Source organism: Asticcacaulis taihuensis (genome assembly GCF_900100255.1).
GTDB classification, from domain to species: Bacteria; Pseudomonadota; Alphaproteobacteria; order Caulobacterales; family Caulobacteraceae; genus Asticcacaulis; species Asticcacaulis taihuensis.
Genome location: NZ_FMTS01000003.1, coordinates 59537 through 75049, shown reverse-complemented (window position 1 = coordinate 75049; position 15513 = coordinate 59537). Strand labels below are relative to the sequence as shown.

The following is a 15513-nucleotide window of genomic DNA, read 5'->3' as shown; positions in this document are numbered from 1 at the left end:
AAACAACCGTGGATGGACTTGTCAGGGGCCAAAAGGAATGCCTTACTGCCGGTATAACTTATAAACGCAAAGATTCGGGGCGCCTCTCATGTCCATCGTGGTTCAAACCCTCTCCGAGCAGATTTTCTCGCTGGTCCGCGACCGCATCATTTCCGGCCGGATCCCGGTGGATACCGCCATCCGCCAGGACGCACTGGCCGCCGAACTGGGGGTCAGCAAGATTCCCCTGCGCGAGGCCCTCGCCCGCCTGGAGCAGGAAGGGCTGCTCATTTCCCAGGCCAATCGCGGCTTCTTCGTGCGGCCGCTGAATGCCGACGAGGTCGAAGAGGTCTATGCCCTGCGCCTGAAGCTCGAACCCGATGCCGTGGGCGAAGCCGCCAAGGTGGCAACGGACGCCGACAGGAAAGCCGCCCGCGCCGCGCTCGATGAACTGGATGTGGCGGTTAGCGGCGACAAGACCCAGGTGGGCCGGCTGAACCGCGCTTTCCACATGGCGCTGATCCGCCCGCTGCACCGCCAGGTCACCATCCAGATCATCGAGCGCCTGAATATCATCTGCGAACGCTATGTCGGTAAACATCTGGAACCGGCCGGGCGTGACGACCGCGCCCATAATGAACATTCCGCCCTGCTGGAGCTATGGTCGGCCGGCAGGTCGGATGAGGTCTCGGCCCTGATGCGCCAGCATATCGCCATGACGCTCGATGACCTGCGCAAGCAGTTCGAAACGGAAAAGACGGCGAAAAGCGCATAAAAAAACGCCTGTCGCGGAGGGGGGACCGTAGCGACAGGCGTCTGAAAGTTTGTCCCGATGCGCGAGGCCGGTCACGGGAGTGAGACCGGGGCGGACATCGGAAAGGGTGATCCGGAACCAGATCAGAGACGTCAAGCACGTCGTCCGGAAACCTGCGCGGAAAGGCCGGAGAACCTCTGGCAGGCCGGACGAAATTCAATCCATCCATACAGAACGACGCAAAGACGTTCGCCAACAGCGCGCCTTTCCAGGGAGGAATGGTGGAGGCTAATTGACTGACTAATTTAAACCACTGTTCGCGCCGCGCGTCAAATATAAATTATACGATTTTGCAAGTATGCTGCCGGATAGGTATTGATCTGCGAAGCCCGAAGTCAGTCCTGGCGGCGATGTTGAGACAAAAACGTCCACATGGCCTCATTGTCGGCCAGCCAGGTGTGTGTGCCGCCGACCGTGATCCGGCCCGTCACATCAGCGCCATCGCGGCAGCCGCTGTAACGCTCCTCATAGACGCCAGTGGCCACCCATTGCGTGGTCGGCGCGGCCGTGCAGCCGTTCAGTTGCGCCCATCTCTGTTCGGCGGCGTGCATGGTATATTGCCAATAGCCCGAGCCACCGCCCTCGATCGGATTGGTCGTGTCCTTGTCACCGGCGAAAGAGATCACCGGCATTGGCCGTGAGGGCTTACAGGTGGCCGGATCGGGCGTTTGCGGATCGCTCTTCAAAGGATTGCCGGCGCGCAAGCCCACCACCGGCGCGATGGCGGCGAAGCGGTCAGCATCAACGCAGCCGAGCCAGGACGTCATACGTCCGCCACCGGAAAGGCCGGTGGCGTAGACGCGGCTAGCGTCCACGCAGCCCTGCCCCACCAGCCAGTCAATGGCCTGCCCGACAAAGGCGACATCATCGGCATCATCTTTCGTCGGAATCTGGCCGGTGACCGTCGGCACGCCGGGGATATTCCAGACAAAACCGCCGCCATCGACCGGAATACCGCCATCAGGCGCCACCAGGATAAAATCGTGGCGATCGGAGGTGTCCTCCAGATGCGAGTTGCGCAGCATCCCCGCGCCCGTGCCGGTGCTGCCATGAAACAGAAACAACAACGGCAGTGGTGCGCCACTCGCGCCAGCCGGCATATGAACCCGCATCGACCGCCCGGTATGGCCGATGGCAATGCTTTGCGTCGTCCCTGCCCCGCCAATCCCGCATCCCGCCGCGTGGGCGATACTGCTCCAGCCAACTAGGGCCAGACTGGCCGCGAACACAGACAACAGACGCTTGAACATGACTACCTCCTGTTGGAGGCTGTAACCTATGGCCGGTATCTCAAGACGTCAACCAGAAGGGCAAAAGCAGGCGATTGCTGGCGGCGACTTGGGTAATAGAGATGGTAACCTGAAAAGGGCGGGCACCATAGAGCCCTTGTTTCCCGCATTGGAAGGCGCCCGCGTCAACGGCGCGCTGGTGACCTTCCAGCCCGGCGCCCGAACCGCCTGGCACACCCATCCGCTCGGCCAGAACCTGATCGTCATGTCCGGCATCGGCTGGACGCAATGCGAAAGCGGCCCGAAACAAGAAATCCGCGCCGGCGATGTCGTCTCGTGCCCCTGCGGCCGGCGTCACTGGCACGGCGCCACCTCAACGGACGCCATGAGTCATATCGCCATTACCGAAACGCTCGACGGCTCGCCCGTGACCTGGCTGGAACGGGTCAGCGATGCTGATTATCTCGCCGAAATTCAGGAAGATTAAGACAATGCAAAAACGTACACTCGGCCGCACCGGCCTGGAAGTTTCCGCCCTCGGCCTCGGCTGCATGGGGCTCAGCTATGGATATGGGCCAGCCACTGAACGCGGCAACGCCATCGCCCTGATCCGCCACGCCTTGGATCTGGGCTTCACTTTCTTCGACACCGCCGAAGCTTACGGTCCCTGTCTCAATGAAGAGGTGCTCGGCGAAGCCCTCCAGCCTGTGCGCGAGCAGGTTGTTATCGCCACCAAGTTCGGCTTTGCCGGCGGCGAAGTCGCCAAGGGGCTGGACAGTCGGCCGGAAAATATCCGCGCCGTCACCGAAGCCGCACTGAAGCGCCTGCGTACCGATCAGATCGACCTGCTTTATCAGCATCGCGTCGATCCGAACGTGCCGATGGAAGACGTGGCCGGGACGGTGAAAGACCTCATCATTGAGGGCAAGGTCCGGCATTTCGGCCTGTCCGAAGCCGGCGCCGACAGCATCCGCCGCGCTCATGCCGTTCAGCCGGTCGCCGCCCTGCAAAGCGAATATTCGCTGTGGTGGCGCGAACCTGAAACCACGGTCATGCCGGTCCTCGAAGAACCGGGCATCGGCTTCGTGCCGTTCAGTCCATTGGGCAAGGGTTTCCTGACCGGCGCCATCACCGCCGATACGCAATTCGCCGCCGATGATTTCCGCAACGTCGTACCGCGCTTCGCCGTCGACATGCGCCGTGCCAACCAGACCCTGGTGGACGCCATCAGCCATATCGCCGCCGGCAAGCAGGCGACACCGGCCCAGATCGCCCTGGCCTGGCTGCTGGCGCAAAAGCCGTGGATTGTTCCGATCCCCGGCACCACCAAACGGCACCGGCTTGAGGGAAACATCGCGGCAGCCCATATCCAATTAACCGCAAGCGACCTCACAACCATCAATACCGCTCTGTCCGCTATCGAGGTTCAGGGCGCCCGTTATCCGCAACATCTGCAACAGCGCGTTGGACGCTGAGGAGTTTCCCCATGACACAAGGCATAATCAACAAGGTCGTCGTCATTACCGGCGCCTCCAGCGGACTGGGCGAAGCCACCGCCCGGCTGCTCAGCGAACAAGGCGCCAGGGTCGTGTTAGGCGCGCGCCGCCTCGACCGCTTGCAAGCCCTGGCCGCGGAGCTTGGCCTGCCCGAAGGCGCCATCGTGCAGATGGATGTCACCCAGGCCGATCAGGTCCGGGCCCTCGTCGACCGGGCGATCGCGCTGCATGGCCGCATCGATGTGATCATCAACAATGCCGGCATCATGCCGCAATCCCTGCTCGATCGCTTGAGGATCGATGAATGGGATCAGATGATCGACGTCAATATCAAGGGCGTGCTTTATGGCATCGCCGCCGCCCTGCCCCACATGCAGGCGCAGAAGAGCGGCCAGATCATCAATGTGTCTTCGGTGGCCGGCCATAAGGTCGGCCCCGGCGGCGTGGTCTATGCCGCCACCAAGCACGCGGTCCGCGCCATTTCGGAGGGCCTGCGCCAGGAGGTGAAGCCCTACAATATCCGCTCGACCGTCATATCGCCGGGGGCGGTGGATACCGAACTGCCGGCCAGCGTCACCGAACCGGATATGGCCGCCGCCGTCCGCGGCCGTTATGACAAATGGGCCATTCCGGCCGATTCCTTTGCCAGATGCGTCGCCTTCGCCATCAGCCAGCCTGAGGATGTCGATATCAACGAAATCCTCTTCCGGCCCACGGTGCAAGACTACTGACGGCTGCCGCCGGCGCTTAGAACGCCGGTGGCGTCTCGTCCAGCAGGTACTGGGTGAAAAAGTCCATGTGCTTGCGCCAGTAGTAGGGCCCGATCGAGTTGTGTGTGCGGTTGGCGAAGATGACCAGCTCGTGCGGCTTGTTGGCCGCCACCAGGGCCGCATCGAGGCGCAGGGTCGCCGCCACCGGCACATTGTCGTCGATATCGCCATGGGTCAGCAGCAGATGGCCCTTGAGGTTCTTGGCCACCGGAATGTTGGAGTTCTTCTCCCAGGTCGCGTCATCGGCGATGCCCATGGTGACTTCCGGCCACCAGGCCTTGTCGAGACGCTCATCCTGATTGCCCGAATTGGCCACCGCCACCTTGTAGAAATCCGGCCGGCGCAGGATGAAGCGCGCGGCGTCATAACCGCCGGCCGAATGGCCGAACACGCCGACACGATCGAGGTCGAAATAGCTGTACTTCGCCTTCATTGCCTTCAGCACCCAGATATGGTCATCCAGGCCGACCTCGCCGAGGTTCTGATAGGCCGGCAGGCGGAAAGCCTGACCGCGCTGCGAGGTGCCGCGCGCATCGATTTCAACCACGATGGCGCCAAGCTGCGCCATGCCCTCGGCCGGATTGCGGATATTGCGGCCATAGCCTTCGGCAATCACATGCGTCGTCGGGCCGGTATAGACATATTCGATCACCGGATAGCTGCGGGTGGCATCGAAATTCTTCGGCCGGAAGATCATGCCGTAAAGCATGGTCTTGCCGTCATCGGCCAGGGTGCTGAAAGGCTCCGGCGGGGTAAAGCCGCTGGCCAGCAGGGCCGACGGATCAGCCTTGCCAAGTTCAGCGATGATATGGCCGTCGGTTGTGCTGCGCAGCAGGGTGCGGGTCGGTACGGTCGGGCTAGACATACGGTCGATGAAGGTCTTGCCATCTTCCGACACGCTGACGTCGTGGTCGAGCGGTTCCGGCGTCAGGTTGCGGATTGCGCCGTCGAGCGTCAGGCTGTAGAGGCTGGAGAAGTACGGATTGACGCCAGCCTCGCGGCCGATGCCGGTGATCAGCAGCGACTTCGCCTTGTCGTCGACGCGGACGATATCGGTAACTTCCCAGTTGCCCCTTGTCAGCGCCTTGCCGCCTTCGGGCTTATCGGCCTTGCCGACGAAATAGAGCTGCGCCCAGCCGGTGCGCTCGGAAATGACCAGGCTACCATCCAGTTCCGGGACGGGGCGGATCGAGGACGAGGTGACCGTGACCAGCGGCTTGACCGCTTCGCGCACCTTGACAGTCGCCACATTGCGGACCGGGTCGATCTCATACTGGGCCAGTTCTCCATAACCGCGCTTGGTCCACTGGTAGATGATCTTGTCCTTGTTCCAGCCGAAATTCGGATCGCCCGGCCACAGCATGGAGTCTGAAGGGACGTTCAGCACCTTGGGCGCCACGGTGCCCTTGAGCGCGGCCGCCACATCGATCACCACCGGCACGAACTGCGGCACCTTCTCGGCGCCGGCGGTCGGGTAAACATAGTCGAAATGGCGCGGCAACTGGCTGCCCGGCGGATTGGGCTGGACGCCATGCCAGATATAGCTGCCGTTGCGGTCCAGACGGTAGGTCAGAATCTGCTTCGAATCCGGCGACCACTGCACGCTGACCGGCATCGGCGGGGTTTCGGTATTGGCCTCGACCATGTCAGCGAACATCGGATAGTTCATGCCATAGCGCTGATCATAATTGCCGTCGCCGGTCAGGGCCGTTTCCTTAGCCGTAGCGATCTCGACCAGGGCCAGGTCGTAACCCTTGTGGATCACCTTGTAGAGGCCATCCGGCGAGACCACGCCCTCGTCGGCGGCCTTCGTCTCGACCGGTGCGACGGTGACCGTATTGGCCGCCATGTTATAGATCAGTTTCTTGCCACCGGAATTGAGCGTCAGGATGCGCTTGTCGGCGTCATAGTCTTCCGGCGAGACATCGAACGGCCCCTTGGCATCCGCGCCCATTACCGGCGTCAGCAGCGGCTGCAAGGCGGCCTCAGTCGTCAGTTCCGTGGTCTGGCCCGTGGCGGCATCGGCCAGAGTGATTGTTCCCTGCCCTTTCGTGCCATGACGATAAAGCACCTTGGCGCCGCCGGCCACGAACCGGGCGCGCAGGTCGAGATCGGTGACCAGTTCAGCGGTCTTGCCCGCCAAATAAGCTTCCGCCGTCGCATAACGTTCGGCGATCGGCGCGATTTCCGCGCGGGCAATGGTGGACAGGGCCAGCAGCGAAATGCCGCCGGCAAGCGCAAAGGACAAAGGACGCATGGAGAAATCTCGCCGTTTCTGAGTTATTGTGCCGCCGCCGGGGTGATAGTCACGTCGATTTCGCCGCTGTTGTCAGCGTAGATATCGTCATTCAGGCCGAACTGGATCGCCTCCGCGCCTTCCGGCACGGTAATGGTCAGGCCGGTGCCGACCGGAAACGGCGACTTGACCCTCCGGCCCTTGCCATCGGTAAAGATGGCCACCAGTTCGTTGAGATGCACCGGATAGAAGCCGTGGCTCATATAGATGCTGGGAAACGGCATACCCGAACCACCCAGATGATCGTCACAGATGAACTCGGCCTGCCCGCCGGGATCGAAACTGCCGCCGCCCGCCACCGTGGTGGTCGAGCCGGTGGCCGTCATCTGCAATGACATGCCGGCTGTCAGTTTCAGCGGCGCCACCGCCGGCGCCGTGCCGTCCGCCTTGCCATAAGGCAGGTCGGGGTTTTTCTTCTTGATGATCCACGGCATGGCCGTGCCTGGCACCTTGACCGTAACCGTTTCGGCCAGGGCGGAATGCCCAGCCCCCGCCAAGGCAATACCTGCACAGACGGTCAAAATCGTCGCTATCCGCATGTCATAACCCCCAGTCATTATTGTCCGACATTATTCCGCACGCTTTAGGACATGTGTCAAATATTTTATACGATATACCGCAGAATTGACATCCGCACCGCAGGGCCATAAGCCTTAAACGACAAAGCATAAGGCGGACAAAATGGCGGACTCTATTCGTAAGATCGTGGTTGTGGGCGGCGGCACGGCCGGCTGGATGGCGGCATCGGCGCTTTCCAAGGTCTTCGGTACGCAAAAGTACAGCCTCACCCTGATCGAGTCGGACGAGATCGGCACGGTCGGCGTTGGCGAGGCCACCATCCCCACCATCCAGGAATTCAATAAGCTGCTCGAACTTGACGAGAACGAGTTCATGAAGGCAACCAACGCCTCCTTCAAGCTCGGCATCCGCTTCGTCGACTGGAAACGCCAGGGCAGCGACTATTTCCACCCGTTCGGCGTCTATGGCGTCGATATGAATGTCAACTTCACCCACTACTGGATGCGCTATCATCTAGCAGGCGGGAACGGTGATTTCGGCCTGTTCAATCCGCAGACCATCGCCGCGCGCATGAACCGTTTCGGCCGCATGAGCGAGATCAATCCGAAGGCGCCCAACGTCAACTACGCCTTCCATTTCGACGCCTCGCTCTATGCCAAATTCCTGCGCCGCTACTCAGAGGCGCGCGGCGTGGTGCGGCAAGAGGGCAAGATCATCGGCGTCAGCCAGCATCCGGAAAGCGGCGATATCGCCTCGGTTACGCTCGAAAGCGGCCAGACCATCGCCGGCGATCTGTTCATCGACTGCTCTGGATTCAGGGGCCTGCTGATCGAGCAGACCCTGAAAACCGGTTACGAAGACTGGTCGCAATGGCTGCCGTGCAACCGCGCCGTGGCTGTGCCATGTGATAAGATCAGCGGCATCACGCCCTATACCATGTCCACGGCCCGTGAAGCCGGCTGGCAATGGCGCATCCCGCTCCAGCATCGCACCGGCAATGGTTATGTCTTCTGCGAATCCCACCTCTCGGAAGACAAGGCCATGGACCTGATCCTGCAACGGCTGGATGGCAAGCCACAAGGACAGCCGCGCGTCATTCGCTTCACGACCGGCCACCGCAAAAAGCAGTGGAACCGCAATGTCATCGCCATGGGCCTGGCCAGCGGCTTCCTTGAACCTCTGGAATCGACCTCCATCTACCTGGTGCAGGAAGCGATCATGAAACTGATCCGCTTCTTTCCGCGCGACCGCATTACCGACAGTCTGCGCAACAGCTTCAACGCCGAGATGTTCTTCGCCTATGACGATGTGAAGGATTTCCTGATCGCCCACTACAAAGTGACCGAGCGCGAGGACACGCCCTTCTGGGCCTACTGCAAGCATATGGACATCCCTGACAGCCTGAAGGCACGGCTGGAAAGCTTCGCGCAGCACAATCTCTCTCTCGTAAAACCCAACGAACTCTTCAAGGAAGCGAGCTGGTTCGCTGTCCTGGCGGGGCAAGGGCTGATGCCGAAATCCTATCACCCGGTTGCCGACCTGATGCCGGAGGATGAATTCCGCTGGCGGATGGACCGCGTCCGCGAAGGCACGGCTGGACTGGCCAATTCAATGCCCGGCCACGAAGCCTATATCACCAAAGCCTGCTACTCTCCGGCCCTGGTGAAGGCATGAGCCAATCCGTCCGCGTGATCGAGCAGATCAATCGCGCCGTTTTCGATGCCGAAAATCGTTATTCCGGCCAGCCAGTCATCCTCAAGGGGCTCGCCACTCACTGGCCGGCCGTAGCGGCCGCCAATGCCTCTCCCAAGGCCCTCGGCGACTATCTGCGCCAGTACGACACGGGTGTCGCAGTCAAGGCGTCCGTCCTGCCAAAAGAACATGAAGGCCGCTTTTTCTATAATGATGACCTGACCGGCCTGAACTACAAGACCTATGGCCGCCCGCTGAGCTTTATTATCGACTGGTGCCTCTCGACCATAGGCCAGCCGCAAAATGAATCGGTCTATCTCCAGGCCCAGCCGGTCGATGGCTTCGTGCCGGGCATGGCGCCGGACCTCGACATGCCCCTGCTGGATTCCGGCGTGCGGCCACGCCTGTGGATCGGCAATACCCTGCGCACCCAGACCCATTTCGATTACACCAGCAATATCGCCGTCCACGTGGCGGGCGAGAAGGTCTTCACCCTCTTCCCGCCCGATCAGACCGCGAACCTCTATCCCGGTCCGCTCGATCGCTCTCCGGCCGGCGTCCCCATCAGCATGGCCTCTCTGGAAGCCCCCGATCCGACGCGTTACCCGCAACTCGATCAGGCACGAAACCACGCCCTGACTGCCCGCCTCGAACCGGGCGACGGCCTGTTTATCCCGCCCCTGTGGTGGCACCATGTCCAGACCACCGGCCCGCTGAATATGCTGGTCAATTACTGGTGGAACGATGCCCGCCCCGATCTGGTCGACCCCATGGCCGCCCTGCATATCGCCGGTCTGGCCTTCCGCGCCATGCCGGACGAACAGCGCAGGGCGTGGCGGGAAATGATGGATTACTTTGTCTTTGAAGGCGATCCGACCGGCCACCTGCCCAAACATATCCGGGGCGCTTTCAATACCGACCTCAACCTGCAGGAAATGACGCAACTCAAATCGTTCTTCCTCGGCGGCCCGAAACGTTTTTAAGGTTCAGAACAAAAAAAACCCCGCTGGCGAACCAGCGGGGTTTTTTTGCCCAAGGCTGGTTTCCGCTTAGTAGCGGAAACGCGCGCTGAGTTGGACGGTGCGGGCGGCAACACGGACGCCTTGCGGGATCAGATGATTGGCCCCGTAATAGGTGTTCGAATTGTCGTTCAGAAGGTTGGTGCCTTCCAGGGCAATCGTCATCCACTTGACCGGCGTATAGTCGAAAGCCGCATCTAGTCGAGAAGTCGCTGCGAAATAGGTGCTGTAGCCGAGCGCCGAGTAACCGTCGAGGCCCGCACGCCACAAATCGCGGTGGTTATAGGAGATACGGGCGCTGACCTTCGAAGTCTCGTAGTACAGCATCAGGTTATAGGTCGTTTTCGAGTTGTTCGGCGCATCGAAAATACCCGGAATGGTATCGATCTGTTCCTGAGTAATGGGCGAGCCATTGTACTGCGAGTAGTAGATATTGGCCTTGCTGTTATAGGTGAAGTTCGCCTGGCCACCGAAGTTGTTCCACGGTGAGGGCAGGAAGTCGAAGAAGCCTTGAGCTGTCAGTTCGATGCCCTGGTATTCCCCCTTATCCGTGTTGACCGGGCGGCCAATGCGATAGGTTACGCCGTCAAAGACCTGATTGGTGGCACCATAGACGATGAACCCATCCGATTTCTTGTCGTAAACCGCCGCCGACAGGACACCACCACGGCCGAAATAGTATTCGAGCGAAGCGTCGTAGTTGGTTTCCTTGTAAGGCTTCAGATCGGGGTTGCCGCCCCAGCCGCAGTTACAGCCGTTGGTGTCATAGAAGACAAACGAGCTGGCGTCGATGAAGTTCGGGCGCTGGATATTGACCGAGTAGCCCAGGCGCAGTTGCACCTTCGGCGTGAAGTGAACGATCGCCGTGGCGTTCGGCATGACATCAGTACCGTCAGACGGTGCCACAACCTGCGTGGGCGTGACCGCATAATCCGGCGCCTTGCCGACCGCCTGCTGAGTGGAGATGCTTTCGCCCCAGGTATGGACCGTACGCACACCAATCGAACCATCTACCGGAATGTTCCAGGCCTTGAAGCCGTAATTAATAATGCCGTAGATGGCTGCTGTCTTTTCAGTGGACGTGAAGCTGCCTTGCATCAGCTCGGTATTGACGACCTCGTTATTCCAGTCGCCGGAACCGCCCGCATAATCACGCTCGGTATAGAGATAGTTACGGATCGCATCATAATTGGCCAGCAGGCTTTCACGCGAGATACGGTACCAGCTCGGCGTCGCCGCGCCGCCCGTATCGCTCTGCACTTCTTCCAGCCCTGTGCCGCCGGGGAAGTCGGCGATGGCCAGCGGCGTGTTGAAGCCAGCATAACGATAGCCATAGGCACGATCAACGTTGCGATCGCTATGGCGGACGCCCATCTGGACCGAACGGAAGAACTTGTCGTCGCTCAGACGATAGGTCAGGTCAGCCGACCAGACAGTTTCATTGCTGTTTTCAAACGCCTTGCCGTCTTCCCATTCCTTGACGCCATAGTCGTCAGGGTTGGAAGGGTCGGCGCCGATATATTCGACGTAAGGACCGCCGCCTTCAATCTTGTCGGAATTGAAATCGACATTGAAGCCGGTAAGACCATTCAGGCGCAGGGTTTGCGTGACCCACTGGTTGTCGAAGGTGTTCTCATCGCGGTAAACGGCGAAATTCACGGTCGCACGATCATTATGCCAATGCGCTTCGAAATTGACGCGGTTGTTGGTGGCCTTGTTGAAGTCATCACGCGAAGTCGGGCCGACAGGCAGGATGTTCGTGTCGGTCAGATTCGGGTCAGTTTCCGTCATCGAAATGATCGTGTGACCATCCGGGCCGTAAACGATATTTGACAGGACACCTGGGCTGTCCTTCATGCGGGTATTCAGGGCGCTGTAGGAGCGGTTTTCCTTTGAGTTGAACGAAGAGGCTTCCAAAACGAAGTCAAGCTGTTCATTGACGCGCCACTGGTAAGAGGCGTTCAGCGCCGGACGACGGACCTTGCCGTACTCGACGCCGTACTGGGCGCGATACATGGCGATGTCAGTGTCCTTGTTGGGCACGCTGTCCCACTGTGTGCCGCAGCACCAGAACAGCGCCGGGGTTTCACTGGTGACATACTGTTCGTTATAATTGTTTTCCTGGTAGGACAGGTTGACCAGGAAGCCCATCTCGCCGATGCCGGTATCGAAGCGCTTGGCGATCAGGGCCGAGGCGTAGGGGCTCTCGGTGTTACCGATATTGGCATAGACATTGCGGACGCTGCCGGCGAAAGTCCATCCCTTCTTGAGGTCCAGCGGACGACGCAGATCGACGTTGACCGTGCCACCAACACCACCTTCGACCTGATCGGCGCTGCGGGTCTTGTAGACCTGCACCGACTTCAGCAGTTCGGCCGGAATGTCGTTAAGCGAAGCCGTACGGCCAGCGCCGGAAGCGTTCGGGGCGCCGTTGAGCGTGGTCTGGATATCGCCCTGACCGCGGATCATCAGGCTTTCACCTTCACCACGCGCGCGGGTGATCTGAACACCGGTGACGTGCGCCAGAGCTTCAATGACGTTATTGTCCGGCAGCTTGCCGGCGTCTTCGGCATCGATCGAATCAACAATCTGCTTGGAATTGCGCTTACGGTCTACCGCCGTCTTCAGGCTCTTGCGCAGCCCCTTGACGATAATGACCTCGTCGCTCTGGGCTTCGGCCTTGGCCGTGGCAGCCTTTTCGGCGGCGGTCGGTTCCGGCGTGCCGGACGCTTCCTGCGCCAGGGCCGGCGCGCAGATCATGGCCGCGGCCATGCCGGTGGCGGCCAGCAATACGGTTTTACTCACTCGTGTCGTCAACATCTGTATTCCCCGTTGATAAACTGATGACACGATGTGGACATGAAAAATGGAGATCGTCAAAATATTTTATACGATATACGGCAATATCGTGACAAATCTAATAACATGACAATTTAATGTATCCAATATGCAACAGGTCAAGGGTAGGCCCAGCACGCATTCCATATATAGGAACGAAATCCGCCGCAATTCATAACACATTGTATTATTTTACAAAAAATATCCACCGCATAGGCAACCATCATAAAAGGATGGGCGATTTTCATATGCTCTGCGAAAAAAATCCGGTCAAAAGCAAATATTTTTCACCCAAAAACGCCGCCGGATTACGGCGGGTATGCGCTTTAGGACTTGCAATTCAGTGTATATTGTATACCAAATTGTCCGACAACTGGAGGGTAAAATGGCCAATCTGACCGGCAATCGTCGCCAAATCTTAACCGCGACGGCGGCTTTCGCGGGGCTCGGACTGTTTTCAAGCCGCAGCTTTGCCGGCAATATGACACCGCAAAAAATCACCAGCCTGCCGCTTGAGGATGTGCGCCTCCTGCCCTCTCCCTACAAGACCGCGCTCGATGTCAACCACACCTATCTGGTGACACTAGAGCCCGACCGCTTCCTGCATAATTTCCGCAAGGGCGCCGGCCTGAAACCCAAGGCCGAAGCCTATGGCGGCTGGGAAAACGACACCATCGCCGGCCACAGCCTGGGTCACTATCTCTCCGCCATTTCCTTGATGTATGCCCAGACCGGCGATCCGGTACTGAAACAACGCGCCGCGTACGTCATCGAGGAACTGGCCCTGATCCAGGGCGCCCAGGGCGACGGCTATGTCGCCGGCTTCCTGCGCAAGCGTAAGGATGGCACCATTGTCGACGGCAAGGAGATTTTCCCGGAAATCATGGCGGGCGATATCCGCTCGGCCGGCTTCGATCTTAATGGCTGCTGGGTGCCCTTCTATAACTGGCACAAGCTTTATAGCGGCCTGTTCGATGCGCAAAGCCTGTGCGGTCTCGACAAGGCCATTCCGGTGGCCGTCAGCCTCGGTGGCTATATCGACAAGGTGTTCGCCGCCCTTTCCGACGCCCAGGTGCAGGAGGTGCTGAACTGCGAGCACGGCGGCATCAATGACAGCTTCGCCGAGCTTTACCAGCGCACCAATGATCCGCGCTGGCTGAAGCTTTCGGAACGCCTCTACCACCACAAGGTGCTCGATTCGCTGGTGGCCCAGCAGGACAAGCTGGCCAATATCCACTCCAACACCAATATCCCGAAAGTGCTGGGTCTGGCGCGTCTGTACGACGTCACCGGCAAGGCCGATTACCACACCGCCGCCGCCTTCTTCTGGGAGCGCGTGACGAAGCACCATTCGTTCGTCATCGGCGGCAATGGCGACCGCGAATACTTCTTCGAGCCCGATACCATCTCGAAGCACATCACCGAGGCGACCTGCGAGCACTGCGCCACTTACAACATGATGAAGCTGACCCGCGACCTGTATCGCTGGTCACCCGATGCCGCCTATTTCGACTATTTCGAGCGCGCTCACCTCAACCACGTCATGGCGCAGCAAAACCCGAAGACCGGCATGTTCTCCTACATGACGCCGCTGTTCACCGGCGCTGCCCGCGGCTTCTCCTCCGCGGACGATAACTGGACCTGCTGCCACGGCACCGGCATGGAAAGCCACGCCAAACACGCCGAGTCGATCTACTGGCAGACGGCGGACACCCTGTTCGTCAATCTCTATATCCCGTCCACCGCCAAATGGGCCGCCAGGGGCGCCAGTCTGCGCCTCGATACCGGCTATCCCTATAATGGCGCCATCAAGCTCAGCCTGACTACCTTACGCCGCCCGGCCCGCTTCAAGCTGGGCTTACGTGTGCCCGGGTGGGCGAAATCCGCCGCACTCAAAGTGAATGGCAAGTCGGTCGAAGCCGCGCGTGACAATGGCTATCTGATCGTCGATCGTGTCTGGAAGGCGGGCGACAGCCTGGCGCTCAACCTGCCAATGGATCTGCGCATCGAGCCGACCGCGGATAATCCGGGCGTGGTCGCCCTCCTGCGCGGCCCGATGGTCATGGCCGCCGACCTCGCTTCGGTTGATGACGATTACAAGGCCACCGATCCGGCCCTGGTGGGCAATGACCTGCTGGCCGGTTTCGCGCCGGTGGCGATCGAGAAGGCCGAGTTCAAGACCGTCGGCATCGGCCGGCCGGGCGAACTGAAGATCGTGCCGTTCTACAGCCAGTGGGAACGCCGCAGCGCCGTCTATTTCAAGGCATTTAACGAGGCCGCATGGAAGGTCGAGGAAGCCGCCTTCCTCACTGAGCAGGCCCGCCAGCGCGACCTTGCTGCCCGCTCGGTCGATGTCATGCACCTCGGCGAAATGCAGGCCGAGCGCGACCACAATCTCGAATCCGATGTCTCCTGGCCCGGCACCTATCGCGGCCGCAACGGCCGTGACGCCCGCTCCGGCGGCTTTATGTCCTTCACAATGAAGGTGAAGCCTGGTCCTCTGGTGATGCAGGCTACCTATTGGGGCGATGACCGCTGCGATTTCGATATCCTGATCGACGGGCAGTTGCTAACCAATGTCTCGCACAAGACGCCAATGAAACCGGGCGAATTCTTCGATGAGCAATATCCGGTGCCGGAAGCCCTGACCCAGGGCAAGACGGAGGTCACGATCAAGCTGGTGCCGAAGGAAGGCCGCTCCACCGCCATGGTGTTCGACATCCTGCTGTTCACCGCCGCGCCCGCCGGTGTCACGGCTTAACACCTGTGCCGCATTAACCTGCGAGTTGCCCGCGCGACTGTTTCATAGCCGACTCACGGTTTACCGACGCGGCGGTTTCAGGGCGGCCATAAACGTCTGA

Annotated in this window: 11 protein-coding genes; 7 read left to right on the top strand and 4 right to left on the bottom strand. The window is 60.1% G+C overall.

The window, feature by feature from the left end:
- Nucleotides 1–88 precede the first annotated feature (88 nt).
- On the top strand, nt 89–754 hold the full coding sequence (locus tag BLO49_RS09380; RefSeq protein WP_090647559.1) for a GntR family transcriptional regulator: 666 nt from the start codon (nt 89–91) through the stop codon (nt 752–754).
- Nucleotides 755–1128: 374 nt separating this feature from the next.
- Here the strand turns inward: BLO49_RS09380 and BLO49_RS09375 are convergent, their stop codons facing one another.
- The gene (locus tag BLO49_RS09375; protein ID WP_090647557.1) at nt 1129–2043 is read right to left on the bottom strand and encodes a CE1 family esterase; all 915 of its coding nucleotides are present in this window, start codon (nt 2041–2043) and stop codon (nt 1129–1131) included.
- Between the two features lie 28 nt (nt 2044–2071).
- Here BLO49_RS09375 and BLO49_RS09370 point away from each other — a divergent pair, with 28 nt between their 5' ends.
- From BLO49_RS09370 to BLO49_RS09360, 3 genes are read left to right on the top strand one after another with little or no spacing between them, the layout of a single operon-like run.
- The gene (locus tag BLO49_RS09370; RefSeq protein WP_090647554.1) at nt 2072–2509 is read left to right on the top strand and encodes a (R)-mandelonitrile lyase; all 438 of its coding nucleotides are present in this window, start codon (nt 2072–2074) and stop codon (nt 2507–2509) included.
- Nucleotides 2510–2513: 4 nt separating this feature from the next.
- Nucleotides 2514–3497 carry an aldo/keto reductase gene (locus tag BLO49_RS09365; RefSeq protein ID WP_090647552.1) on the top strand — a complete coding sequence of 328 codons (984 nt, stop codon included), beginning with the start codon at nt 2514–2516 and terminating at the stop codon, nt 3495–3497.
- A gap of 11 nt (nt 3498–3508) precedes the next feature.
- Nucleotides 3509–4249: an SDR family oxidoreductase gene (locus BLO49_RS09360; RefSeq protein WP_090647549.1), complete on the top strand. Its 741-nt coding sequence runs from the start codon at nt 3509–3511 to the stop codon at nt 4247–4249.
- A 16-nt stretch (nt 4250–4265) separates the two neighbouring features.
- On the opposite strand, the gene BLO49_RS09355 is transcribed toward BLO49_RS09360, so the two are convergent.
- Nucleotides 4266–6545: a S9 family peptidase gene (locus BLO49_RS09355; RefSeq protein ID WP_090647546.1), complete on the bottom strand. Its 2280-nt coding sequence runs from the start codon at nt 6543–6545 to the stop codon at nt 4266–4268.
- Between the two features lie 23 nt (nt 6546–6568).
- A complete protein-coding gene (locus tag BLO49_RS09350) occupies nt 6569–7123 on the bottom strand; it encodes a hypothetical protein (protein ID WP_090647544.1) in 555 nt (184 codons plus the stop codon).
- Nucleotides 7124–7265: 142 nt separating this feature from the next.
- Here BLO49_RS09350 and BLO49_RS09345 point away from each other — a divergent pair, with 142 nt between their 5' ends.
- Together BLO49_RS09345 and BLO49_RS09340 are read left to right on the top strand one after the other, a co-directional pair.
- Nucleotides 7266–8777, top strand: coding sequence for a tryptophan halogenase family protein (locus BLO49_RS09345; RefSeq protein ID WP_090647541.1), 1512 nt, complete (start codon nt 7266–7268; stop codon nt 8775–8777).
- Nucleotides 8774–9778: a cupin-like domain-containing protein gene (locus BLO49_RS09340; RefSeq protein WP_090647538.1), complete on the top strand. Its 1005-nt coding sequence runs from the start codon at nt 8774–8776 to the stop codon at nt 9776–9778. Before BLO49_RS09345 ends, BLO49_RS09340 begins: the two co-directional genes overlap by 4 nt.
- 66 nt (nt 9779–9844) lie before the next feature.
- Here the strand turns inward: BLO49_RS09340 and BLO49_RS09335 are convergent, their stop codons facing one another.
- Nucleotides 9845–12634, bottom strand: a complete 2790-nt coding sequence (locus tag BLO49_RS09335; RefSeq protein WP_090647535.1) for a TonB-dependent receptor — start codon at nt 12632–12634, stop codon at nt 9845–9847.
- Between the two features lie 403 nt (nt 12635–13037).
- Between BLO49_RS09335 and BLO49_RS09330 the strand changes: the two genes are divergently transcribed.
- A complete protein-coding gene (locus BLO49_RS09330) occupies nt 13038–15413 on the top strand; it encodes a glycoside hydrolase family 127 protein (protein WP_090647532.1) in 2376 nt (791 codons plus the stop codon).
- Nucleotides 15414–15513: the final 100 nt, after the last annotated feature.